This window comes from Microbulbifer epialgicus (genome assembly GCF_041447265.1).
GTDB lineage: Bacteria > Pseudomonadota > Gammaproteobacteria > Pseudomonadales > Cellvibrionaceae > Microbulbifer > Microbulbifer epialgicus.
Genome location: NZ_JBGMEK010000061.1, coordinates 1 through 25882, shown reverse-complemented (window position 1 = coordinate 25882; position 25882 = coordinate 1). Strand labels below are relative to the sequence as shown.

19 protein-coding genes and 2 pseudogenes are annotated in these 25882 nt (G+C 46.0%); 12 read left to right on the top strand and 9 right to left on the bottom strand.

The window, feature by feature from the left end; translation table 11 throughout:
- Together ACCI49_RS18665 and ACCI49_RS18660 are read left to right on the top strand one after the other, a co-directional pair.
- On the top strand, positions 1 to 631 hold a 631-nt coding region (locus tag ACCI49_RS18665; RefSeq protein ID WP_371840671.1), incomplete at its 5' end, for a hypothetical protein.
- A gap of 394 nt (positions 632 to 1025) precedes the next feature.
- Positions 1026 to 1931: a haloalkane dehalogenase gene (locus tag ACCI49_RS18660; RefSeq protein ID WP_371840670.1), complete on the top strand. Its 906-nt coding sequence runs from the start codon at positions 1026 to 1028 to the stop codon at positions 1929 to 1931.
- A 299-nt stretch (positions 1932 to 2230) separates the two neighbouring features.
- Here ACCI49_RS18660 and ACCI49_RS18655 read toward each other — a convergent pair whose 3' ends face one another.
- The 3 genes from ACCI49_RS18655 to ACCI49_RS18645 all read right to left on the bottom strand — a co-directional run bounded on the left by ACCI49_RS18655 (position 2231) and on the right by ACCI49_RS18645 (position 5933).
- Positions 2231 to 3178, bottom strand: a complete 948-nt coding sequence (locus tag ACCI49_RS18655; RefSeq protein WP_371840669.1) for a DUF5996 family protein — start codon at positions 3176 to 3178, stop codon at positions 2231 to 2233.
- A gap of 136 nt (positions 3179 to 3314) precedes the next feature.
- The gene (locus tag ACCI49_RS18650; protein WP_371840668.1) at positions 3315 to 4259 is read right to left on the bottom strand and encodes a putative antibiotic biosynthesis monooxygenase; all 945 of its coding nucleotides are present in this window, start codon (positions 4257 to 4259) and stop codon (positions 3315 to 3317) included.
- 618 nt (positions 4260 to 4877) lie between these two features.
- Positions 4878 to 5933, bottom strand: coding sequence for a zinc-dependent alcohol dehydrogenase family protein (locus ACCI49_RS18645; RefSeq protein WP_371840667.1), 1056 nt, complete (start codon positions 5931 to 5933; stop codon positions 4878 to 4880).
- A gap of 1705 nt (positions 5934 to 7638) precedes the next feature.
- Between ACCI49_RS18645 and ACCI49_RS18640 the strand changes: the two genes are divergently transcribed.
- Complete coding sequence (locus ACCI49_RS18640; RefSeq protein WP_371840666.1) at positions 7639 to 8013, top strand: SirB2 family protein; 375 nt, start codon at positions 7639 to 7641, stop codon at positions 8011 to 8013.
- 41 nt (positions 8014 to 8054) lie between these two features.
- Here ACCI49_RS18640 and ACCI49_RS18635 read toward each other — a convergent pair whose 3' ends face one another.
- Together ACCI49_RS18635 and ACCI49_RS18630 are read right to left on the bottom strand one after the other, a co-directional pair.
- The gene (locus tag ACCI49_RS18635) at positions 8055 to 9527 is read right to left on the bottom strand and encodes an alanine/glycine:cation symporter family protein (RefSeq protein WP_371840665.1); all 1473 of its coding nucleotides are present in this window, start codon (positions 9525 to 9527) and stop codon (positions 8055 to 8057) included.
- Between the two features lie 202 nt (positions 9528 to 9729).
- Positions 9730 to 10584, bottom strand: a complete 855-nt coding sequence (locus tag ACCI49_RS18630; protein ID WP_371840664.1) for a beta-keto acid cleavage family enzyme — start codon at positions 10582 to 10584, stop codon at positions 9730 to 9732.
- 278 nt (positions 10585 to 10862) lie between these two features.
- Between ACCI49_RS18630 and ACCI49_RS18625 the strand changes: the two genes are divergently transcribed.
- Positions 10863 to 12809 carry a S9 family peptidase gene (locus ACCI49_RS18625; protein ID WP_371840663.1) on the top strand — a complete coding sequence of 649 codons (1947 nt, stop codon included), beginning with the start codon at positions 10863 to 10865 and terminating at the stop codon, positions 12807 to 12809.
- A gap of 545 nt (positions 12810 to 13354) precedes the next feature.
- Here ACCI49_RS18625 and ACCI49_RS18620 read toward each other — a convergent pair.
- On the bottom strand, positions 13355 to 14284 hold the full coding sequence (locus tag ACCI49_RS18620) for an AEC family transporter (protein ID WP_371840662.1): 930 nt from the start codon (positions 14282 to 14284) through the stop codon (positions 13355 to 13357).
- 931 nt (positions 14285 to 15215) lie between these two features.
- On the opposite strand from ACCI49_RS18620, the pseudogene ACCI49_RS18615 reads away from it, so the two are divergent.
- The 4 genes and pseudogenes from ACCI49_RS18615 (at position 15216) to ACCI49_RS18600 (ending at position 20180) form a co-directional block, all read left to right on the top strand.
- Positions 15216 to 15683, top strand: a pseudogene (locus tag ACCI49_RS18615) (DUF3291 domain-containing protein).
- Between the two features lie 394 nt (positions 15684 to 16077).
- Complete coding sequence (locus ACCI49_RS18610) at positions 16078 to 16713, top strand: DUF6058 family natural product biosynthesis protein (protein WP_371840661.1); 636 nt, start codon at positions 16078 to 16080, stop codon at positions 16711 to 16713.
- A 1422-nt stretch (positions 16714 to 18135) separates the two neighbouring features.
- A complete protein-coding gene (locus tag ACCI49_RS18605; RefSeq protein ID WP_371840660.1) occupies positions 18136 to 19212 on the top strand; it encodes a 3-deoxy-7-phosphoheptulonate synthase in 1077 nt (358 codons plus the stop codon).
- 359 nt (positions 19213 to 19571) lie between these two features.
- Positions 19572 to 20180, top strand: a complete 609-nt coding sequence (locus ACCI49_RS18600) for an OsmC-related (seleno)protein (RefSeq protein ID WP_371840659.1) — start codon at positions 19572 to 19574, stop codon at positions 20178 to 20180.
- A 115-nt stretch (positions 20181 to 20295) separates the two neighbouring features.
- On the opposite strand, the gene ACCI49_RS18595 is transcribed toward ACCI49_RS18600, so the two are convergent.
- A complete protein-coding gene (locus tag ACCI49_RS18595; RefSeq protein ID WP_371840658.1) occupies positions 20296 to 20694 on the bottom strand; it encodes a glutaredoxin family protein in 399 nt (132 codons plus the stop codon).
- 862 nt (positions 20695 to 21556) lie between these two features.
- Here ACCI49_RS18595 and ACCI49_RS18590 point away from each other — a divergent pair.
- The 4 genes from ACCI49_RS18590 (at position 21557) to ACCI49_RS18575 (ending at position 25073) form a co-directional block, all read left to right on the top strand.
- Complete coding sequence (locus ACCI49_RS18590) at positions 21557 to 22177, top strand: hypothetical protein (protein WP_371840657.1); 621 nt, start codon at positions 21557 to 21559, stop codon at positions 22175 to 22177.
- Between the two features lie 488 nt (positions 22178 to 22665).
- Entirely contained in the window at positions 22666 to 23085 is a 420-nt protein-coding gene (locus ACCI49_RS18585; protein ID WP_371840656.1) for an ester cyclase, read from the top strand.
- A 105-nt stretch (positions 23086 to 23190) separates the two neighbouring features.
- A complete protein-coding gene (gene pcp / locus ACCI49_RS18580) occupies positions 23191 to 23859 on the top strand; it encodes a pyroglutamyl-peptidase I (protein WP_371840655.1) in 669 nt (222 codons plus the stop codon).
- A 299-nt stretch (positions 23860 to 24158) separates the two neighbouring features.
- Positions 24159 to 25073 (top strand): SMP-30/gluconolactonase/LRE family protein, encoded by a 915-nt coding sequence (locus ACCI49_RS18575; RefSeq protein ID WP_371840654.1) that lies wholly within the window; start codon positions 24159 to 24161, stop codon positions 25071 to 25073.
- Positions 25074 to 25112: 39 nt separating this feature from the next.
- Here ACCI49_RS18575 and ACCI49_RS18570 read toward each other — a convergent pair.
- Together ACCI49_RS18570 and ACCI49_RS18565 are read right to left on the bottom strand one after the other, a co-directional pair.
- Positions 25113 to 25322: pseudogene (locus ACCI49_RS18570) on the bottom strand (IS3 family transposase); the annotation flags it as partial.
- A gap of 185 nt (positions 25323 to 25507) precedes the next feature.
- Positions 25508 to 25882, bottom strand: a 375-nt coding sequence (locus ACCI49_RS18565) for a transposase (RefSeq protein ID WP_371837343.1), incomplete at its 5' end; no start/stop codon positions are given.

Genomic DNA, 25882 nt, shown 5'->3' with positions numbered 1-25882 from the left:
TCTTCGCCTCTATGTCAAGCTAGTTTTTGTCCGTTTTTTGACCCATGAAACTCTAAACTCTAGTATTAAAAGTAAGTTGCTCGAAAAGACAAAAGTTGTCGAGCGAAAACATCCCCTTTCTCTGACGGTGACCCTGAGGAATGGAAAAACCAAAATCTACCTGGATTCCACTAAAAAAGTTCCTTCAGTAGAACGGCAAACCTTTACAGCCATAGAGCAAGTGGCAGATAGCTACCTATTGATATACAGGCAATTATGGGAGTCCAGTAACTATGTCCTTTTAAGCTTGAAGAATGGCTTTGAGTACCCCCTGGCTGGCTACCCTCTTGTTTCGCCAAACCGCCAATATATGCTCACTGCAGCGCAGGACCTGGATACAGGTTTCAATGAAAACCTTCTCGAACTGTATCGTTTAACAGCCAGTGACCTCACACTTATTTATCGTACAAAACCTGAGGTATGGGGACCTGCAACTATTAACTGGGAAACAAACTCTCAGGTTACGTTCACCAAGAAGCAATTTAATCCCGATTATGGCGTAACAGAGAACAACCCTCTTTTTCTTGAGAGCAAAGCTCAACTTAAAATTGAGCCTGATAATCGTGTAATTCTTAACGATACGATTCCATAGTAACACTTGTTGAGTACCGTACATCTTAACTCTCTTATACCACTGGGTCAGGAGGAAAGAATACACTGCTCTGGAAGCGCGCTTTAAATACACCCCTGTAAGGTCGTAATCGGTATCCGTGCCTCATACGGTCACGAGCGCAGTGTATTCTTTCCTTCCCTCTTTTTAGTAACTCACTTTTGGAATGGCAGCAATCAAGCGGTGTTACTGGGAAATTAATCAATTATCTTTATTTTAAAGATCTTGCCATTCCCAACGAGCAGATAGACCCTTAATGTTCGATTCATTAACCGATATATTGGCCTACAGTTAAGCTTTCTGCTATGAAATAGCCAAACCTATAACATACTAGGCAGTGTCGCTTGCCTAGCTTTCAAGCAAAAGAGGGTTGCCCATGTCAATTGAGCGATTAAGAACTCCTGAGGAACGTTTTTCCCTACTGCCAGGCTTCCCTTACCAGCCCAAGTATATCGAAAACCTGGAAGGCTACGATTCAATGCGCATGGCTTACATTGATGAGGGCAAGCCAGATGCGGAAACGACTTTCCTTTGCCTGCATGGGGAGCCGACTTGGAGCTATCTTTACCGCAAGATGATTCCAGTATTTGTTGAAGCTGGACACCGGGTGATCGCCCCGGACCTGTTTGGCTTTGGCCGCTCCGACAAGCCGGTGGATGATGAGATCTACACATTTAATTTCCATCGCAACAGCCTTATGCGCCTGATTGAGCACCTAGAGCTTAAAAATATCACGTTGGTTTGCCAGGACTGGGGCGGAATCCTGGGCCTCACCCTTCCTATGGACATGCAAGATCGATTTACAAGGTTACTGGTAATGAATACCGCCATTGCGGCGGGAGACGGTGCCTCTGACGGCTTTTATCACTGGCGTAACTTCTCTATCGGAGTACCGGAAATCCCCGTTGGAGGCCTGATTGCCAACGATGCCCGATCTGAAGTCAACCTCTTCGATATAGTGGCATATGATGCGCCCTATCCCGATAACCGCTACAAAACCGGGGTTCGTCGTTTCCCCTCAATTGTACCAGTTGATCCCGGTATGGAGGGTGTAGAGCTGGGAATAAAAGCTCGGGAGTTCTGGTCCAAGGATTGGAATGGGGATAGCTTTATGGCAATTGGAATGAGAGATGCAATACTTGGTGAAAATGTAATGAAATTGCTAAGAAGCACCATCAAAAACTGCCCAGAACCACTCAAAGTTGAAGAGGCCGGTCACTTTGTACAGGAGTATGGCAAGGAAATTGCCGAAAAGGCCCTTGCCCACTTTCACCTGCAGTAGGTGCCAGCTCAGTAGTATAAGAAGGCAATGGAAAAACAAGTTCCAGTTTTTTATGCGGGATATATTTGTAGTCCTAATGAACCTCAAGCACTTAAGTTATCCTCAAGCTTAATTGCTGTCGTTGAGGCTCCTGTATATTTAGCCTTATAAGCTGTAAAAAGACGGAGAGGAAAAATACATCTTATTCGGAACTGTAGAGACATGGATGCCGATTACGAGCTTACAGGGATGTATTCACAGCGCGTCTCGAGCGCAGTGTATTCTTTCCTTCTGACCAGTTTCCTATTTCTACTCGCTCGCTACTGGACTACTGGCACAAGCTCTCTTTCCAATCCCTTACGATCCCAGCCCCCATTTTTCGCTGCGGCTTCATAAGTACTTTGCAGAAAGTCGAGCAACACCTCATCAGGTGAACTCGCTTTTCTCACCTCATCGTATGGGAGAATAAATTCTCCTAAATTTTCAGAGTAATACGCTGAAGCTGAACAAAGTTTCTGGCTTGAGAAATTTTTCGGTACAGGATAGGCATAGGAATAAAATGAGGCACTTTTAACGCCCCCACCACCCGGCCAGAACCCTGCGCTACTCACTTCATGAGAATATGCTTCCCTCGCGACCCAGTCGGGGAAGTTAGGTACACCTCCTGGGTGAGGTGGAGCTTCACGACCGGAAAAGCGGGTAACTGCCATATCAAAGCTTCCCCAAAAAAAATGTACAGGACTGCACTTCCCTATAAAGCGAGAGCGAAATTCTTTAAAGACTCTGTCTATCTGTACCAGGGCACGCCAGAAGCGAGTAGCAAACACTTGGTCATAATGACAATGCTCTATATCCTTTTCAAAGGGAATCCCATTTGGAATTTCACTGGGAGTTGTATAAATCTTTACGGAAAGGCCGAGCTCCTTCATAGCACCAACTACTTCCCGATAAAAGTCTGCTACAGATTGGGGCTTTAGTGTTATTGGGAGACTATCTCCATCAGTCGTCTGAATTAACAAAAGATGATCTATAAAATCAAATTCAATGGAGAACGCTCTCCCATCATACGGGATCGGGGAAGTATCCAATCCGCGAGATGTCACATAGAAGGGAACATGCCAGGAATGGTTGGTCCAAGGGGTCCGCGCTAATCGGATTTTCCCCACTATCTGGCTCCACATGTGCAAAGTCGCTGCCGTCTCTGACCATTGATCAAATGGAATATCTGGCCAGTCTGAACTCTTAGAGCGATTTAAAATATTTCTCATCAATATACTCCCTTGAAGATCTCGGAATTTTATCTGACTCGAAACTACCATATCAGCTACTAGTTTATTCAAGCTCCTATGAATAACTTCACCCTCGCAAGTCAATTAAACTAAATCTGTTGCGGTCAAGCCTAAACTACAATAAAGAGAAGAATAGGACTGATGCTATATAAAGTACGAGCACTATTGCTACCCCTAGCAGGGTCGTTCTGATTTTTGCTTCTGTGCCTCCCGATAGCCAGAAATAAAACAATCTGGTAACAACAGGCATTGCAATCCATGTCAAAGCTGAAACACTAATAATGCTGGAGAAAAATGTAGCAAATGCCGATTTCCAGTCTCCCATAAGCGGTAAGATCCAGATTGAAATCAACATAATTATTGGATAGAGCACTAGAATAATGAGCATTGCCATCTTCCATTGAGGTGGCAGCACTCTACTCTTAACTCCTCTTGCATGTGCAAGCCAATCCTCAAACCCCCGCCCTATTTTGCGATACTGCACCCGCTCAAGAAAAGATTCGGCCTCTTTTATTAACCCTTCGTGATCACGTGAGGATATCCATTGATTTAAATTGTTCTCTGAATCAAAACGGATTATTACTACCCAGTCATCCTGAAGCCCTTTGATTGGCCTGATAAGCTCCCTACCGAGAAACCCTGGATACCCAGCAGCTACATCACCAATTTTCTGTAACCACTTCTTATATTCTCCCAAACAGTTTGACTTAATACGCTGGAACACAACGATAGTCGCAGGAACTGTCATCTGTTTATTACTAGCAATAATTTGTTGCCGAACTCCTGCCCCCAATTCCCTCTCGCAAGCAGATAATACTGCTTGATAGCCATCCAACTTCAAGAAAGAGAGCAATTGCTCAACCGCCTCAAACTGAAATAGCTGAACCCACTCGTCTTGCACACCGGCAATTGGCTCAAATAGGCTAGCCTCAATTAGCCCCTCACAACCTAAAGCAACATCAGTGAATTTTTTATGCCAAAAGCTATAATCACAGCGCCTATGGGTCGGTACACGTTGGGAAATCACTACGCTGGCATTAGATTTGAAGTCAGTCGCCAATTCGTCACCTATATATCCAAAAGACTTCCAGAATGATGATTGCCTTTAAACTTAAACATAGTCAAAAAATATTTTTACTTGACTGCTAGTAGCAGGAGCCTCATTAAACTTCCCAGTTACTACTAGGTCAGAAGGAAAGAATACACTGCGCTCGAGACTCGCTGTGAATACATCCCCGTAAGCTCGTAATCGGCATCCATTCCTCATACGATCCCGAGCATAGTGTATTCTTTCCTTCCCCCTTTTTAGTATGCTCTCCCAATGCCAAAAAAATAACTCGAAAATTGTCACATAAAATCAAGTTTATGCACTTCAATAGCTACTGATTTTTTAGCCTCCAACTTTCAAGGGAATTATTACAAGCATATGTGAAGCCATAATGGTTGCCCAGCTAACAGCGTAAGCCAAGAAAAGTAGGAAATCAGACAGAGAATAATAGAGAACTCATAACCATGGGCAGGCATTTTATACTCACAATAAGCTCAAGCAGCTATGGAATTTTTCGGGGTCAATTGATTAATAAAATCCAATGCATTTCCATATAATCAAAAATAAACCCCTCCATAGAACACTATGGCGGGGCTTACATTAAGGGCCCGTAACAGGTCTTATCGACAACTATTTTAGTAGAGCTTCTCCTACCATTAGCACCTTGCCATTACGCTCCCCAGCAGCGGCGACCCGGACAGCCTCCTTAATGTCTTTCAGTGGATAAGTTGCGTGAACTGGTGCTGATAATTTCCCCTCAGCTACGAGACCGGTAATAGCTCCAAGTACCTCTTGTTGACGTTCTAAAGTAGCTGTGCCAAACCACTTGGCAAGCCAAAATCCGCGCACAGTAATATCTTTGAAGATGATAACACTTGGGGCCAAAAGGCATGGCTCTCGGCTAAGGGCACCGTAATTCACCAATGTAGCTCCGTCACAAAGTGTCTCACCCAGACGAGCTGTTGCCATTCCACCTACAGCATCAATGCCTAACCTGATCTGGGCACCGTCTGTTGCAGCTTCAACCCTCTGCGCAAGGTTCTTTCCGCCAACTTCGCCATCTACCAGTACGACATCAGCCCCAGCGGCAAGCAGTGGCTCAACCAAAGATGCTCGGCGTACTACATTTACGATTTTGAGGCCACGCAGCTTTGCCAAGGACGTGAGATAAGACCCCACACCAGAATTGGCTGCATTCTGTATAACCCAGTCACCCTCTTGAAGGTCTACGAAGTCATTCAGTAACAGGTACGCTGTTGGTGGGTTAATAGTGATCATCGATAACTGCACGGGGTCTACGTCGTTGGGCAGCGGGATTAACCCTTTAGCATCCGCCACCATATGGGTAGCCCAAGTACCGCTACCCACAGGCAGAAGCACCGTCTGCCCGATATCTGGCCCACTTACATTCGGGCCATGCTTAATAACTTTTGCAATACCCTCATTACCACCAATGGCAGGCAGCGGTGGCAACATGCCATATTCACCGGTCAAAGTAAGCACATCAGAGGGATTGATAGGGGAAGCGAGCATTTCCAGTAAAACCTGCCCCTCCTGTAACTCAGGCTCCTCAAATTGTACAGCCTGAATCACGTCCTGTGGCACAGGGCCGCGCTCTTGATACTCTGCCTTTAACATGTCGCCATATCCTTTTATTAATACGCTCAAATGGGCTTGTTGGTTCATGGTTGCTACGCCAAATACTTAGCAACACTCAGTCTACTGACACTAAATAATTGTTCAAGGATTTTGGGTATACAAGAAGTTCAGCATTTGAACCCGTTTGCAAAATATGGGATGGATTATCCTCCTCTTCTAGAAAATCACTTGAGATCAAATCAAGTGAACTAAAATAAATTTATTGGAATACACCCCCCGCCCCCTCTAAAACACAACTGAACCATAGATTTCTTAACAACTATAAGAATCGACCCCTTACACTCATTAACGAGATACCCGGCAAGCATATTCAGCCCCTTATTTTTAACCTGGCAATCTCTTTCTGTAGTTTCATGTCCAATCTAAAGAAAAATTCCGAGAAACCAAAGCTGAGAGAATGTGGATTCAGGATCAATAAGCGTAAGGACACATCGAGAAATTTTTATTTTTGGGGCCTATCCATACCGAACAATGGCGCTGCGGAGCGATAAAACTGATTAAAATGCATATTTTTGAAGTGCGATATAGTAGTTCCCTCTTCAAGACTTGATCCGACCTATCATCGCCTTGTTAATTTGGCTCCAGGCAATCGGGTACTTTTTGACACCTCTGATAACTTTTCGATTATTAATATCGATCCTCTAAAGATTATCAGCAACTATTTCCCTGGTGAGGATCTCGACGATTTATTCCTAGCATGAGTGAGTGCAATTAATTGACGATCGAGAGAATTTTCTTGGATCAGCAACCTATGCATCAATGTTGAATGCTCCACATGTGGTACAATTAATCATCCTGCCCAAATTCCCTGTTAGTTTATCACCACAACAAAAACACCTCCCCCTTTTAGGGGCTCTGTGTTGCAATAAAGCTTTTGCCTCCATCATCCCAACGGAAAAATCTCGATGTATAAGTGCAACTAGTTTGGCCGAATTACGAAAGGATGGTCGCTGTAGACACCTAATAGCTTCAATACTTAGATGGGCTTTTATTTTCCAGGAAGCATTGCAATGCCGACAGGTAATTTTTTTCATCATTTGGGCTTCTCCAGAATAAAACCCTGTATTCAACTTTGAATTTGCGTATCCAACCTGCACATCATCCCGTTATTTTCGATTATCTTACTCAGCCTCCTTTGGAGGCTATATGTCAGCCTTACGGTATAAGCTCGACCTGACTGTATATTGTTTTGGTCACATCACTTCACCCACACTTATAACCGAGAATCTGTAACGTTGCGGATATCAGCGTTAGGGACTTTTCTTTCACAAAGGAGCTGAGATTTATTTATCAGTCGCTTCCTCTTTACTTCTCTGATCAAGAGTTTCGTAGTCGCTGTGGTCAGGATGCTCCGAGTTACATACCATATAGCACTCTTCCCCTGCTCGCACTCCGTCTCCTCGTGCGAGCAAGCCTGAAAATTAACCCGATGTTTGGATTGCCGTATTGCCCCGTAAGCTTGTTGGCCCACCGGCTTACTAAAAAGACGATGACAGAGAATAGGTTTGTATGAGGCATGGATGCCAATTAAGGGCATACAGGCGTATATTCACAGCGTGTCGTAAGAGAGGTGCAATTTTTACCCGGCCTAACAGTAAAGGCCCACCTCTCATCTATTCCATGCCTTATTGCGCACTAGTACATAGAGTCGTTAAAATAGTGCAGAAATTGAAGTAATAAACCTGTTAGCGACACTTTAAAGGAGCTAGCTTGATGGAAGGAAGCCGTACAGATGTTCACCTACTCACTGTTTAAACACGCTCATGTAACCACTGCAGTCATCAGTATTTCTCTTTTTCTGCTACGTATGGGACTGGAGTTCAGCGGTAGACCCCAGTGGCGAAAAACGCCCTTACGTTGGGCACCCCATGTTAACGATACCCTGTTATTATCCGCAGCGATTGCATTGGTAATTATCGGAAGCTGGAACCCGGCCATTTACCATTGGCTTGCGGCAAAAATTGTACTCGTGTTTGGCTATATTATTGCTGGTATTTTCGCACTACGCCAATCCTTCTCAATGCGCACTCGAGCTATCGCCACTATATTGGCAGTGGTTCAGGTAATTTTTATCTTCTATCTAGCTATTAACAAACCAGCCCTGTAGAGTGCGCCTTGCCTGCCCGGCTCCCCCCGCTTGGCAGGCCCTTACTTCCTATCCCATACCTCGTGATCTATACCTTTAATGTCGTATTTACTAGCATCAAAGATCGGCTCCCTGATCCCCCGGTTTAGTTGTTCTTCATAATCTCCAAGCACTTTAAAGGCAACCCCTGAGAGCAGAATAATGGCCAGGATATTCGACGAAGCCATAAAGCCCATAGAGACATCGGCCATTCTCCACAACAAAGTAAAATTTGCAGTACTTCCACTATAAGAAACCCAAGTGCCAAGGAGAATAAAAAGCAAGAAGATTATACGGTAACAAAATATCGAAAAACGCGTGTGACATAAGAAGAAGACATTGGTTTCAGCATAGTAATAATTGCCAATAAGCGAAGTAAAGGCAAAAAACATCAAAGCAAATGCAATAAAGCCACTTCCCCAGGAACCCACCTCACTGGCCAAAGAGTCCTGAGCCAGCTTAACCCCCTCCACATTACCGACCATATACACATCGGCAACCAATATGATCGCTGCAGTGCAGGTACAAATCACGATGGTATCCAGGAAAACTGAGGCCATCTGCACATACCCCTGCACCAGTGGATGTTTTACGTCAGCTGCCGCACCAACATTTGGCGACGAACCAAGCCCAGCTTCATTGGCAAATAGCCCGCGTTTGATACCATTGGATACCACTGCCCCCAAAGTGCCCGCTCCAGCTTCTGTTACCCCAAAGGCATTCTTCATGATAGTGGCGAGTATTCCGGGTAGTTCATTCAAATTAATAGAAATTATTACTACAGCGACAGCTAAATAAACCAGCGCCATAATGGGTACTACAACACCTGCAAACCGCGCAATCGAGCGGATGCCCCCAAACACAATAATGGCTGCTATTAGCGTAACAATACCTCCCACCAATAGCGGGTTGATATCCCAAGCATCATTAATGGCTGTTGCCATCGCATTTGACTGAACAGCATTGAAGATAAAGCCATAACACATTATCAGGAAGATCGAAAAACTAACCGACAGCCATTTCCAATTAAGACCGAGCCCTTTTTCGATATAATAAGCAGGCCCACCACGGAAAGTACCCGGTTGCTCACCTTTTTCTTTATATACTTGAGCAAGGGTATTCTCGACCATACTGGTGGCCATACCAAGCCAAGCCACCATCCACATCCAAAATACCGATCCAGGCCCCCCAGCGGTTATGGCCACCGCTACTCCCGCAAGACTTCCAGTGCCAATTCGTGCCGCCGCACTAGTGGCAAATGCCTGGAAAGCCGAAATAGAGCCCGGGTGGTCCTTGTGGATACCACGCACCATAACCATGGTCATATGGCCAAAGTGCCTGAATTGAATGAAGCGGCTGCGGATAGAAAAATAGAGGCCCGCTGGCAGTAGGGCCACTATAAGGACTCCGAGCCACCAGACTCCTGCGACGCCTCCCCATAAGAGCAGATTGGCCCAGTCAATAACCTTAATAACTTGGTCCAACAAATCTTGCATCCACCGCTCCCTATGACAGCTTATTTATTATGTGCCCATATTGCTGATGATAGTTTTGAGTGGTAATAAGACTAGCAGCCCAGGAAGGTGATAGCTCAGCTGACAAAACAGTTTTTTGCGGGGAACCAGAAGTACGGCGAGGAGAGTCGCCTGCCACAAACCTCAAATCCAAGTGTTGTGGCAGGGAAGCTGGCAAGGGGAATCAGCAGAAAATCTCCCTGGCGCGCTCTGGCGATACTACTTTGCGCCCGCACTCCTCCGCAATCACCGCCAACGCTTCTATCAGTTGGCCGTTGCCGCTGGTGCGCTCTCCTCCAGGCAAATAGAATGTATCCTCCACTCCAGAGCGCAAATTCCCTCCCAATTCCGCAGTCTTGCGGTGAACGGGCCAAATTTCTTCACGCCCGATCACGGTACTCTGCCACAGGCTGTCCGGCTTCATATACTTGGGTATTAATTCGAGAAGCTCTGGATCAGCAGGCATACCAGAAGCCACGCCCATCACCAGATTGTAATTAGGCTTATCAACCATACCCACGTCCGCATACATGCCCACCGAACGCACTATTCCAAGATCAAAACACTCAAATTCTGGTCTTGTACCCGTCTCTCGACAGACTTCCAGCAGTTCTTCCACCTTATCTACTGGATTATCAAACACCATTGGCGACCAAGCCCAAGTGCCATTGGAACGCGCTTTCAAATAATTCAAGCTGCCGGCGTTACAGGCTGCGATTTCCGGTTTCCCCGCACGCACACACGCCAGGGGCCCCCTTTGATCCCTCCCTATAGTGCCGGTGGTAAAATTTAAAATGACACCAGGGCACTTGTCTCGTATAGCATCGGCGATCTCCAGTGCTACTTGTGGGTCCCAACTGGGTAAATGCCCCTTGCCCTCTTCTTGGGCGCGAAAATGTACGTGCATGACCGACGCCCCGGCATCGTAGGCCTCACGCGCGGAATTCGCCATTTGCTCCGGAGTGACCGGAACCGGGTGTTGCTGAGGATTGGTAAGCACCCCGGTCAGGGCGCAAGTAATTACCACTTCATCGGACATTGCAGGCTCTCCTGAATTATCTTTATTTAGGCCGCTTTAATTGGCAATCCAATGGATCTACCCCCCTGTGATTGCCACTCTCCAAGTGCCGGTGCTATTTGCCAGCACGAGTCCTTAAATTTGGCGCCCCTACACTTCTACATCAGGCAACCAGAAACAAAATACCAAGCGCTTGCTTGGTTACTGCAGCCTATCACAGGGCTGCCTCCTGAGAAAGGCACCTTGTGCCCCTCAATTCATCTCGGCAGAATACAAAACAAATATGGAAAAAGTACCCAATGAACGAGGCCCCCATGATAAAAACCGCCCCCTACGGCAGCTGGAAATCCGCGATCAACGCAGAACTTCTTGTAGAGGGCAGTGTACGCCTAGCAGAGGCAAGCCTTGTTGATGGACGCTACTACTGGATAGAGTCCCGTCCGGCAGAGAAAGGCCGCAATGTACTTGTACAACACTGCCCAAAAAATGGACAAAAAGATCTCACCCCCGCCCCGCTCAACGTGCGCTCTAAGGCACATGAATATGGCGGCGGAAGCTATCTGGTAGAGGGAAACACCCTGTATTTTGTCCTGGCAGAAGACCAGCGCATTTACCGCTTAAAATTAGGCAGCTCCCTGCCAGAGGCCATTACCCCCGAAGGGAATTCCCGTTACGCGGATATGGTTCTGGATGTAAAAAGAAATCGCCTGATTTGTGTCGAAGAGGAGGACAGCGGCCACGATCAAGGAGTAGAAGCCCGGGCACGTATTATCGCAATCAACCTGGAAAACCCTTTGGCCGCAGCACCGACGGTTTTGGTGGAGGGCGCAGATTTTTACTCAAACCCAGCCCTGAATACCGACTGTAGCAAGCTCAGTTTTCTGCGATGGCATCACCCCAACCTGCCCTGGGACGCTACAGAGTTATGCCTCGCCACTTTAGATGGCGGCGGCAAGATCGGCGAAATAACCCAAGTAGCGGGAGGCGAGAATGAATCCATTTTTCAACCACAGTGGTCACCACAGGACGAACTCTGTTATGTTTCCGACCGCAACAATTGGTGGAACCTCTACAAACTAGGGCAAAACACCCCTCTTTGGGAAAAAAATGCCGAGTTCGCCACACCCCAGTGGGTATTTGGTATGTCCACTTATGGTTTCATAGGAACTGAAGAGATTCTCTGTACCTTTACCGAAGGCGGTCGCTGGAATCTGGCCCTGCTCAATACCCGCACTGGTCAGCACCATACGATCCCCCAATCCTACTGCGATATTGAGAGCCTGCACTGCGAAAACGGCAAAGCCATCATGATCGCTGCCGGAGCCGACAGTTTCCCCGCAGTGATAGACTTCGACTATCCATCGGAAAGCATTGAGATCATCGCTAGCAGTAACAGTAAAGCACTACCTGGTGGCCTGTTCTCCCGTGCCCAAGAGATCACTTATTATGTAGGTTCGCGCGACGTACATGCTTTCTATTATCCACCCCACAATCCAGACTACTCCGCGCCAAAAGGTGAAAAGCCCCCATTAATTGTCTTTAGCCACGGAGGCCCAACCGGTGCCACTTCTGCCGGGCTCAATCTCAAAGTGCAATACTGGACCAGCCGCGGATTCGCCATTCTGGATGTAAACTATTCCGGTAGCACGGGTTACGGACGAAAATACCGCGACCGTCTTGAAAACCACTGGGGTATCTACGATGTAGAGGACGTCTGTGCCGGCGCTGAGACCCTGGTAGAAAGGGGGCTGGCAGATCCAGAACGATTACTCATTAAAGGCGGTAGCGCTGGTGGTTATACAGTCTTGGCCGCGCTCACCTTCCACAATACCTTTAAAGCCGGCGCCAGCCACTATGGCATTGGCGAACTGAGTAGCCTTGCTAAAGACACCCACAAATTTGAATCCCGCTATCTGGATAAACTGGTTGGCCCCTGGCCTGCCGCAGAAAATATTTACCATGAACGCTCCCCAATTAATCATGTGGAAAAATTAGGCTGCCCGGTAATATTCTTTCAGGGCATGGAAGATAAAGTAGTGCCCCCAAATCAAGCAGAAACTATGGTAAAAGCCCTAAAAGAGCGAGGCATTCCTGTATCCCATATTACCTTTGCCAACGAGGGCCACGGTTTCCGCAGCGGCGACAGTATTAAAATGGCGCTGGAAGGTGAACTGGAATTCTACAGCCGCATCTTTGGTTTCCCACTTGCAGAGGCAGGCCCCGGTATCACCATTGAAAACTTGTAATATGCTATATCCGAAGTTATTAAAAAGCGAAGGGGATGATTGTTGATTACGAGAGTACAGGGGTGCATTCACAAGGCGCCGCGATAAAAGTTTATTCTTTATTCCAACCCAGTAGTGAAAAGTATTAAGTACTACTGGGGCAGAAGGAAAGAATACACTGCACTCGCGACGCGCTGTGAATACATCCCTGTAAGCTCGTAATCGGCATCCATGCCTCATACGGTCCCGAGCGCAGTATATCCTTTCCTTCCCCCTTTCTAGTAACACTACGGGGAGATGAAGACTACCATCTCATTGCGACTCCCGATTAATCATTTCCTAAGACATGCAGCAAATGCATGCCGAAGTCGTTACTAACGGAGATCCCTGCCTAACCTATCTTTCGATGAATAACTGCTATAGAACAATAAAGCAAGCAATGTCACAAGTAGAAAAAGTTGTGAAATATCTCTTGCAAATTGCTTCCTTAGAAGTCATACCCAAGTTAAAAATATCCGGCAATCATCCTAAGAAACGGGATCGTCACCGACAGTGGAAAAGCGACGCTAAAAATACACCTTAAGCAATGCCAACCCAATGCTGGCCGTAACAACAGAGAGCAATGTACTAAGCCCGACGATATTAGCCGTAAGCTGACTGTTCCCCCCCATGGCATGGGCCATTACAAAGGCCGATATGGCGCAGGGCGCCCCCATCATGAGTATCAAATATCCCAGGTATTCAGGCCCCATACCCAGCCCTAAGCCAATTAGCAGGGAAACCACCGGAGCTACTACCAACTTCAATAGAGAAACCGCCAACGCTGTAGGTGAGCTGCGCACCAATGCTCGCATTTTCATACTTGCGCCGATACAGAGAAGCCCCAGCGGCAAACTTACAGACGCCAAGTACTGGATAGTATCTTGCAGAACCTCTGGCAGCCTGACTTCGAGCATCCGGCAAAGAATGGCTACAAGCACGCTGAGAATCAGGGGGTTCTTTACCAGCTCCCAAACTAATGTTCGCCAGCCAAATTTTGTATTCTTGCTGTAGAGTACAAATAGAGCAACGGCAATAACATTGAACTGAATAGTAAGCACCGCCACCAGCGCGGCGGAATCAGAGACCCCAGTATCACCATAAGCCTTTTCAATCCAGGCAAGCCCAACAATCGCAACATTTCCACGAAATGCCCCTTGAATAAAAGCACTGCGATCTGCCACCGCTACCGGACGTGCCAACAACCAAGCCAAGAAAATCATCACAAATGTCGTAAGGAATCCCGCCGTCAGTAAATAAATTTCCTGAGAGGGATCAGCCTCCGCTGAATAAATATTGATAAACAGTAGTGCGGGCAGGCTAATGTGGAAAACTAACTTGGATGCATCATCGATAAAACTACTTCGCACAACTCCCCTGAGGGTTAACAGGTATCCACCGATAATCATCAGGAAGATGGGTCCTGTGACCGACAATGCGAATACAAGGTTTTCCATAGAACATCATTCTTCCGTTTTCACTGCCTCCAGCGTGGTAGCAACCTCACTTCTGGAGCACTTCTCTCCCTCAGAGCTCTGAGCCAACTTATTTTCAGCTCTTGGCGCCAAGTTTGTGCAGCCGGTTAAGAGCTTTCGCCCAATTTCTACATCCAGCCGCTGATAAACTTGCTATGCCAAACACTGATGCCCACACAAATACTCCAGTGTCATCAAAACCATAGCAAACCGATCATATAGGTTGCCGTGTGGCGCCGGTAACCTTCATCGATCAGAGTGAAGCAGATCTCCAGAGTGGCGTTAAAACCAAGTAACAAAAGCACAGCCTTAGGTCACGCTTTTGCACTTGGTATGGTGGCGCCCAATAGACGGGTTTGGTATGTCGTTTACTACTGGGTCGGAAGTAAAGAATACACTTATCTAGCAACACGCTATGAATAACTCCCCCTGTACTCGCAATCGGCATCCATGCCTCATACGATCCCGAGCGCAGTGTATTCTTTTCTTCCCCTTTTTTAGCATGAGTTGGAAAGCATTTTTTAATCTGGAAGTGTGAAGCAGTTAAGACAGCCTCCATTGGCCAATTTGGTAGTCGGTATGAGTTTGTTCTTTGGTTTAGTGGCTTGACTGTTGCTTGATGGTGGGTTTCTACTCAGAATGGCCAATTTTTGGCCAGAGGCTATTTGCTTAACGGTCAAAAGCCAAGTTTTTTTCTTCTGAATACTGGCTACTTTATTGCCAATAATGGTGTTATTTTAACTTCCAGTATCGGAGACTATAGAAGCAATGCTCGATCACAGAAATTCAACAAACGATTGTCGTTACCATAAGAAGCGCGACTAAGAAGGCCTACGCTCAATTTCAGTCGCCCTAAATACAACATATTCGGTATCATTAAAATCTATTTATATTTACCTAGGAAAAGAAAGACATGGAAGAGTTCCACCTAGCACAGCTGAATATTGCTCAAGCTAAAGATTCTATGAAATCTAAAACTATGAAAGGTTTCGTAGAGCGTCTTGATGAAATAAATGCTTTAGCAGATAATTCTCCGGGTTTCGTTTGGAGATTACAAACCGAAGAAGGTGATGCTACTTCTATTTAAGCATTTGACAACCCAATGCTCATTGTAAACATGAGCGTATGGAAAAACATAGAATCATTAAAGAAGTATGTTTACAAGTCAACTCATGTAGATCTGATAAGAGATCGTGATGCCTGGTTTAATAAGATTAAAAGTGTTCACCAAGTTTTATGGTGGATTACAGCAGGCCATATTCCAACTATTGCAGAAGGTAAAGAGCACCTTACAATGCTGCAAACTCAAGGGGCAACTAGTGAGGCATTTACGTTTGCCAAGCCATTTCCAAAACCGTACCAATTGACGACCATTATATAACACAAACTTCCTGTGAGCTGGCCTTGCGGCTTGCCGTGAAATTGACCATATACGCTAACTTAATAGGATAGAACTAATGAGATACTTTCCTATTTTGATTGATGGGTTTTCTAAAAATTTTCCAGAGAAATTACAGTCTAGTCAACAATGGTTGATAGTCACGCTAACATACTAAAAAGGGGGAAGGAAAGAATACACTGCACTCGAGACCGTATGAGGCATGGATGCCGATTACGAGTTTACAGGGATGTGTTCACAGCGCGTCTCGAGTGCAGTGCATTCTTTCCTTCTGACCCAGTAGTATAACAAGTACCCTCGGTACACCCTTCAGGCAGGACGTGCATACACCCGATCCTGCTGCAGGCATTAATGATAAATCGGAGCTTTGAAATTTATGAAATTAATCGAGTATCTCAATGATCACTTTTTTACAAAAGAGGAACTTCTTGAATTTTCACAAACAAGCAATGAAGAATTAACGAAATATCAAGAAAATGGGTTAATGCCTCGCTGCTCATACAAACTAAATACAATTATAAAAAGCAACTCATTTTTCGGCTACCATGAAACTGAAGTAGAAACTGAATATTATGCAAAGGGATATGTATCTTGGGTATCAATAGTCAGGCAGGCCAACGCAAAAAATGAAGCCTTTCAAATTTTTTCTGGCCGCTACAAATCAGCCATTAAGAACCTGAAAGATTTAGGTCACTTTTCAAGCGACTCTAAAATTAGCACAGAAATTGATGATCATATAAAGAAGGAATGGGAGCATTTTTTAAGTGGAACCTACGGATTGTGCACAAAATCTGGCTTACCTGAAGATATTGCTGCAAAAGAAATAGCCATTTTGGAAATAAATGAACTCTTAGAAAATAACGAGTTAAGCAGCGAGCAAGTCGCAAAGCTTACAACTGCTGTAAACCTTTTGGATTCGTCAAGCTCTCAATTCGCACCACACGAAAGATTGCAAAGCTCGCGTCACCGCTTAATAAATGAAGTACGTCGTAAATATCGACTGGAAAGTTAACACGGAATTGTAGACGGCACTTGCAGGATACCCAAATTTGAAGTTAAGCACTTTATTCAGAAATTGACAACCTTGAGCCAACAAGCATAGCATTTCCAATACATAACTTTATTCTGATTCAGTTCTTTGGCCAGGGAAACAATGAGCCCTTTTGATTTTCAGAGCTACACAAAACTGAACTTTGTGTTGGCAAGGATATTTAACGATCAATTGTTATCGCCCCGGCGCGGTTGGGGTGGCTGTACCACTACAAGTCTATAGTGGTCTAATCCTTCCCAAACTGCCCTTAGCGCCCCACTGGTGCAAAAGGCGGTCTGGATGATCAACTCCATCGCTCTGAATGTCACACCCATGCGCTTGAAATCTCCTGCATAGGCTTGAGCAACACATTACAAGGCAGCGCAATGTTATGTCTCACCCGCCGCAACATTGAGCGTTTAAGTAGCGGCTTGTCCATGTGACCTCCCCTTTGCTTTGGCAGCATACAGCGCAAGTTCCAAGAGGCCAAGGGGCCCTGCTCGCGATCCCGGGTTTCTTAAACTAAATAGACTTCAGTATCTCAAACACATCGTCGGTAGTCATTTCACAGAGGACATCGCCACCAATTAGAGGGATATGCATGTTGCTTTAGAATATTTTCCCACTGTTGCACACTCTTCCAGGCCTCACAATGCATCTACCAACTACTACTGGGTCAGAAGGCAAGAATACACTGCACTCGTGACGCGCTGTGAATGCATCCCTGTAAGCTAGTAATCGGCATCCATGCCTTATACGGTCCCGAGCGCAGTGTATTCTTTCCTTTCCCCTTTGTTAGTATATGTAGCCATCGTCCAACCCAGTACAAGTGACCTTTCTCACCTTACCTCCTCCATACAGACTACTGGCCCGCCTTCTTAGCAGGGATTTCATAAGAGAGCCTTAGATAACTTCGCTACAGATCTGGCCTGGGGGCCTTGTAATTACAAGGATTTGGCGGAAAAACTAGCAATGGCCTGAAAGCTAGGGAGCCTCTGAATAATTCAGTGATGCCTTCGGCATTCAGAGCCGTTCATAATCAAGACGTGGCTTCACAGGAATATTTAGACCTTTCAACAATTCTCAACGCGGAATGTGAATCACCGCCAAAGTCCCGCAGAGATATTACAGAATTGTTCAGGATCTCCCCAGATAAAGGGAACAACTTCCGACATGACTTCTATATTGAAGCTTTATTGAGATAAGTCTATTACCGCCAAAGTACCACCAAGTGCTTTTGAGCTGCCAAACTGTAGCAGAAAAATGCCAACAAATACCCCCACAATGGGACCGGATAATTGGTTGCAAATGAAACCCTCGCCCAAAAGAACCGGGCGCAGTAGGATAAGTCATCCGCCTGCCATCCGTAGCGCGGCAAAAGGAAAAGAGTAGCCAGAAAACGCCATGACCACACAGCAGTTTGACGACGTAAATGTTGTCTCCCAAGAAGTTCTGATCAGCCCGGAGACACTCAAAACAGAACTCCCCATCAGTGACGCCGCCGAAGCGACAGTTGCCATGGGCCGCGCCGCCGTGCGCGATATTCTCGATCACAAAGACCACCGCCTGATGGTGGTAATCGGGCCCTGCTCCGTTCACGATGTGAATGCTGCCATGGACTATGCCCAGCGCCTAAAAAAGGTGGCCGACAAGGTATCCGATACTCTGCTGATAGTGATGCGTGTGTATTTTGAGAAGCCTCGCACTACCGTAGGCTGGAAAGGCTTGATCAATGACCCTCACCTAAATGACTCCTTTAAAATTGAGGAAGGGCTGCATATTGGCCGCAAACTACTCATGGATATCGCCGAGCTGGGCCTTCCCACAGCCACCGAAGCATTAGACCCCATCTCACCCCAATACCTTCAAGATCTGATTTCCTGGTCTGCTATTGGTGCGAGAACCACTGAATCTCAAACCCACCGGGAAATGGCCAGCGGCCTTTCTTCTGCGGTAGGTTTTAAGAACGGCACCGACGGTGGCCTGGAAGTCGCCATCAATGCACTACAATCCGTGGCCAATCCCCACCGCTTCCTCGGCATCAATAAGCATGGCCAGGTCGCCATTATCCATACTGCCGGCAACTCTTATGGCCATGTAGTACTTCGCGGAGGTAACGAAAAGCCTAATTACGATTCGGTGAGCGTCGCCATGTGTGAGCAGGAGCTACACAAGTCTGATATCACACCGAATATCATGGTGGACTGCAGTCACGCCAACTCTAACAAAAACCATGAGTTGCAACCGCTGGTGGTGGATAACGTGACTCACCAGATCCTTGATGGGAATAAATCGATTATTGGGATAATGGTGGAAAGTAATATCAAAGCCGGCAACCAAAAAATCCTGCCGGACCTGAACCAAATGGAATACGGTGTTTCTGTTACCGATAAATGCATTGACTGGGAGACTACTGAATCCCTGCTGCTCGGCATGGCAGACCAATTACGCGAACCACTGAAGGCTCGCAATGCAAAATAGCAGAGACTTAGGTATCGGGGGTCCTTACTGACGCCTGATACCTAAGTATCACCTCCCCTCTCCCCCCTCCCGCTTGGTAGATGGCCTACAAAGTAGCTAAAAATGAGCACGCTATTGGCATTGAACTGTGCTTTTACGAAGCATAAAGCCCAATGAAAAAATCATTTTTAAAATTTTATTTGTTTATTAACACCGTAACGCGAACAATTTTCTCTTTTCTGTTTGGAATAAACTCAGATGCACCCTAACATTCTGTCCTAATTGCTTCTCGCATGCGTCCTTTAACTCTTATCTCCAAGAGCCCTTCTCTGCCTTCAAGATTTAGGGGCTCGCGATTAAATGACTTGGGAGAGCCGAAGATGGATTCACTGCAATGGGAAATGTCTTCCTCTACTATTGTTCGTAAGCTTGGTGAGGATGCAGAACAATCAACTTTTGCACCACCTCATCTAGATAAAGTTAAGCAGGGAGAGTTACTGAAATTTCATGCACATATCAACGTGGAACAAATGCCTCAGGGGCAACATCTTAAAAAAGCGACCATATTCTCCAATGTTCCTAATGGAGGCGTTTGGGAGCTAATCTGTGATGAGGGCACCGCAGTGGGTGGCCGGGGCAGTGCACCCTCGCCTATTATGTACTTCTCCGCCGGACTTGCCCTTTGCATGATGTCTCATGTGGAAATGCTAGCAAAGCTGGCAGGAATCCATATGCGACGAGTAAAACTCGAGCAAAAAACAGAATTCTCAACCACTCTGGATTTTGGCGGAATCAAGCCCGAGAATGTTTTTGGCAAAGGTGATCGCGTAGAGATGCACTTGATCATTGAGAGTGATGAGCCAGAGGAGAAGCTCCTGAAGTTTGCTCACTACTGCCGACAAGCCTGTATGTCCCTGCAAACTGTGGCCAATGCCACGCCGGTTAATACTCAGCTCTTCATTAACAATAAGGCTCTTGAATTTGAGTAGGTAACTTACCTTCATACACAGGCCCCAATGGTGAAAAGGTATATTCTATGCCTTTCGATTCAAGCTATCTCTATACTGCTCATTAACCCTTTTAGTCTTTAGCACTTACCTTTGACTAGCGACCTTCTTGATAGCCTTTTAGAATTTCAGAGAGCTCTGGTCTAATCGTAATTTCACCATTCACATCAACTACCGGCAACAAATACCTCCTTGTAGATAGGCCATAATCTGTCATTTTTTTATGAATACTATCCGCTACTGTTCTTTCGTCAATTTTATAGTAAGTATATTTGATTCCCGCATTCTCTAATTCTGCGATGGTACGCATCGTATAGCCACAAGAATTCCGCCCATAAACAGCCACATAAGGCCGCTGGGATTTTTCCTCATTTAAAGTGGAGCCTGCATCATAAACCGGCAAATCCTCAACGCTTTTATCATTATAAGAAACTGCCTGATCCCAAATTACAAAAACAGAAAAAACCATTATCAAAATAAATGGTAACTCCTTCATTACTTACCCTCTTCTTACATGACAAAACGCAAAAAAAATAGAAATAAAAAGTAGATTTTTGATATTCCCTCTGCATCTATACTCCTCGCAATCCTTTATAGAACTACAGCACTGACTGCAATATACTTCAAACCAACCTTTTACTAAAGAGCCTCTAGATAATCCCCTAATATCTCTGCAGGAATTGAAGGCTGCAGATATTGGCCCAGTTCGTTGCGAATTTAACCATTTACAAGAGCCACAACGTAGCAGTTGTGGCCTTCAAGACCCACCCATTGAGGCTTTCAGAGATTTAGCGAAAATATTTAGATGCACTGCTCCCTAATCCCAAGTTCATTTGGAATAATATAGTCAATAGCCATTTCAGCCTGGCACTACTCGGTCAGAAGGAATGAATACACTGCGCTTGAGACGCGCTGTGAATACATCCACCCTGAAACAGGGACAGGGAAAAATTGATCGTTTTCAGTGGAATCGAAATGCTGCCCACTAAATCTATAGAGATCACGTCATCCTTCCTCACCACCAACCACAGACACAAATAAGGCAAAATGACAACCCAGTCATCGTGTAATAAGTTCTTACCGGCGATTTATCGGGCTCACTCTTAAGCAGTGACCTGCAATAGTTAGTCGTGCAAAGAGATTTAATAAGGGTTTCAAGTTCTACCTTAAAATATTGGACTAGAACGTTTTTTGGTTTTCAAGTAAGTATAAGAAAAATTCACTATTTGGGAACTGTCTTTATCTCGATGAAGCATTAAAAATCTGTGATTCAGCAACTGAAACTTCCATAGGAGCTCATTGGGACACCACAGGCGTTTGAGTAGACTTGTTGCCAAGTTGGGAGAAGGAGAAACGTTATGCGTTATTTGTTATCAATGATATTACTGCTCTCTCTTGCCGGTTTCAGCTATGCGCAGGAACGCCTCACACAGCTTCCGGCCGGCGCTTCACCAGTTCAGATTCTTGGTAAGACTTATTATCAAAGTGGCAACACTTTCTATGCTTTCAGTGAACAAGGTGGCTACTTTTACCCCGTGCAACCGCCGACTGCCATCCGTCAATATGAACGTCCGAGAGATATGTACATTCGTGGCACCCAGCCTCGCCGTCCCCGCCACTTGTACATGCGCGGGACACAAACACCCTGGGGCCTGACTCGTCACCAAGTAGAAGCTTGTCGTAATACAGCTGCGAGCATGGCTAATGCCAATCCGGCCAACGGTGGTAAGATCTACATTCGCGAGTACAACCAGTGCGTCAATAATATGCGCGCTTCTACACAGCCCCGATATAGATATCGCGATCGCCCGAGAGATATGTATTTTCGTGGCACCCAGCCTCGTCCGTCGGGTCTGACTCGAGGTCAAGTAGAGGGTTGTCGTAACGCTGCCGCGGATGTGTCAAATGCCAATCCATCAATCGGCGGTAAATTATACATCCGCGAATATAACAGGTGCATCAACAACCTGCGTAGATAGTGGCTTGCAGGAAAATCCTTAAGGGGCCTCAAGGCCCCTTTTTAATTACCTTACGATTACACTCTACTGAACAATCATTTATTGAATTCATTATTCCATTGCCCTCTTATCACCTAACCCCTCCATCAGCAGCATATTTTTCAACCACACCTAAACCTTAGCTACAACACACCCGATGTTGGCCAGCTTTAGCCACCGGATAATATATTAAAAAGAGGGAAAGAAAGAATACACTGCGCTCGGGACCGTATGAGACATGGATGCCGATTACAAGCTTACAGGGATGTATTCACAGCGCATCTCGAGTGCAGTGTATTCTTTCCTTCTGACCCAGTAGTATTTCAGAGTTTTAGATAAATCAGGGAGTGCGCGGAAATAGCCTAATTTTTGAGGGAGCAAAAATAGCACATCTGCTAACCAATACTTTCACTCTCTACACTATGCTTGGTGTTTATTACACCCTAGTTAACAAAGAAACGGTGGATACTATGACTACCAATCATAAGGAGACATCTAAAAACTTGCTTCAACTATGGGGGGATAATACTCCCCATAAGGCAACCAGCTTTCTGTCCCAGGATTATAAGAACCATCAAATGCCTGATGCAGGACATGGCACGTCATGTGAATCCCTTAAAGAATGGCAGGATCTTGTGACTGAATTCCATCAGGGATTTTCTGATGTAAAGTTGAAGATACTGCTTCAGGTCGCAGAAGGTGACTATGTCTGTACTCGTTGGCGTGTTACCGGAACACATACCGGAAAGTTCATGCAATACGAGCCTACAGGCAAGACAGGTACTTGGACTGGCACCCATACCGACCGTTATGAAAATAACAAGATGGTGGAGAGTTGGGTAGATTGGGATAAATACAGTTTTCTGGAACAGCTAGGCTTGCTCAACTAAAGCCTCTCCATCAATCCCATTAGTCAAAATATTTCAATTTTCGAGTAATGGCGTCAGTGACTCAACCTAATAAGTCACTCTCAAAGCACTAAAAGAGTACTGTACATGAAGAAGGTATTGGTCTCAGGCTTTGAGCCATTCGGGCATACGCCAATAAATCCGGCAGAATCCGTCATGCGTATTCTGGACGGAACTCGTATCGGAAGTTCAGAGATTAGCGGTATCCTGGTCCCAAGCAACTTTTTCGAAAGCATTGACGTAGTAACTGCCGCTATTGAAGAGCTTCAACCGGAGCTAGTAGTGATGTTGGGAGAGTACGGTGGTCGAGCTATGGTAACCGTGGAGCGAATTGCCCAAAACTTTAACGACTCCACTCGATATCATCTGAAGGACAATCGCGGAATGGAAATGCAAGGCAAGCCCACCATACCCAATGGTCCGACGGCCTATCGCAGCACCCTCCCCCTTCGAGCCATGGTCAAAGCTATGCGCGATGAAGGGGTTCCTGCAGACATTTCAGATACCGCCGCCACTTTTTGCTGCAATCACTTAATGTATGGCGTACTGCACTACATTGTCACTAATCAACTGAACATGCGTGCTGGCTGGATTCACCTCCCACAACTCCCTGAGGTCGCGGCATTATCTGAAAACATTGGCACGCCCAGCATGTCACGGGAGACCTCGGCTCTTGGAGTTCATGCGGGCATAGAGGCGGCATTGCTACACCCTGAGGATATTGACACACCCATCCCATCCAGATTTCAAATATAGGGTTAGCTTTCACCGAATATATCTTGTTACTAAAAAGAGGGAAGGAAAGAAAACACTGCGCTCGGGACCGTAAGAAGCATGAATGCCGATTACGAGCTTACAGGGATGTATTCACAACGCGTCTCGAGTACAGTGTATTCTTTCCTTCTGCCCCAGTAGTAACTGTATGGCAATACCGAATTATTCACCTTTTTCCAGATAATTAAGCTCGTATCGCACTTTGGGGAATGTCTACCTGTCAGGCAGCTGAAAAGCCCGGACTTTCCAGAGATTTATATTTTTCCTATGGAGGACCAGCGATGATAGAAGTTGAATGCCTATGGGAGTGTAACGATGGCTTGGGTGAAACACCTATTTGGGTTGCAGAGGAAACGTCTATCTACTGGGCGAATCACGTTAATCCTTCGATCGATTTGACTGGCCCCCGCCGGCCATCTATACGACGACTAAATATCACAACCGGGGAACGCAAGGTCTGGGAAATGCCGGAACAAGTGGGATCCTTTGGCTTTCGTCCTGGAGGAGGAATGATTGCTGGCGTGAATTCCGGCTTCTGCACCATCGATCTAGAAACAGGTACGCTTGAGCAGCTCGGCAATCCTGAGCCAGGTAGACCTCATAGCCGGCTCAATGATGGAAAAATTGACCGTCGCGGGCGTTTCTGGTGCGGCAGTATGGATACCCATTTTACAAACAAGACGTCATACATCTATTGCTTGGAGCCCGATTTCACATACCGCAAAGTCGCGGAGGATTTTTCCTTCATCGTCGCCAATGGCATCGCCTTTAACCCTGAGGACACACGGATGTACTTTGGCGATACCTTTGGGCATATGATTTATGTTTTCGACTTGGACATTGACGAGGGCCGCATTAGTAACCGCCGCCCCTTCTTTTCACTGGAAAGTCGCAAGCCGGCTATTGTCGATGGCGCCACAGTCGATACCGAAGGGTACTACTGGTTTGCACTGAATCTAGGGGGCAAAATCTTACGAATCGACCCCAAAGGACGTCTTGATAGAGAGATTGACCTGCCGATCCGCAGCCCCACCTGTATCGCATTTGGTGGCGACAATTATGAAACACTCTTTGTAACCTCCCAGCAGTCATTCCTGAGCGATGAGGAGCTCGCTCGCCATCCAAAACCCGGCAGTATATTTGCCATCCATGGCCTTGGTGTTCAAGGTCTCCCTGAGCCAAAGTTCGGTAGTTAACTCATTTAAAAAAAGCGAATTTTGGCTAATTTCATTACTGGTAATTGATTCCTTCTCTGCTGCCAAGCTATCGTACCCGCTCGCCGGCAGCCACTCCGTTTTTAAACTTCTGAAGAAGCGCCCTGTAGGGGCAATATTCAAGCAGTTTCCACGACGGCTTCAGCTTTGTCTCATGCGATAGCGCCAGAGTAGCTACCTGAATTTTAGGCTTATGTCTTGACAAGTTTGATCTGAGTGAAACATTACACCCCAGTTCTCCCTATAGACACTCATATACCATCGAAAGTGCCTTTTTCGCCAGAGCGGTGTTTGCTGATAGTGCTTTAGTGAGAGACAACAGAAAAATTGTTATTAGCATGAAACGGAAATGATTGACAGTAAAATTTATCCAACAAGGGAAGCAGCGCTATTAACCCGGCGGACAAATAGTTCAGTTATGCTGCGTACCTAATTGATTCGTGTCGGAAGTAGGCTGCTACACGCGCGGGCTTCTTTTGTAACATTCTCATGTGAGAAAGCACTTTCCTTTTTAGCTTCTCCTTGGATCGGGCTGGCATGCCACTGTGAACGCCCCCTTTAAGGTCGCAATTCAAATACTCATCTGGATTCAGTTCAGGTGAATATGATGGTAAATAATAAATTTCTATCTCATCCTCGTGCTCTGCCAGCCAAGCTTTAACAAATCGTGCATGATGTACCCTAAGATTGTCCAGAATGAGGTAAACTTTACGCCCCGCTGTTTTGATCAATCGCTTAAGAAAGTCAATCAGCCTATCGGCATTCATACTTCCTTCGTAAATTTGAAAACG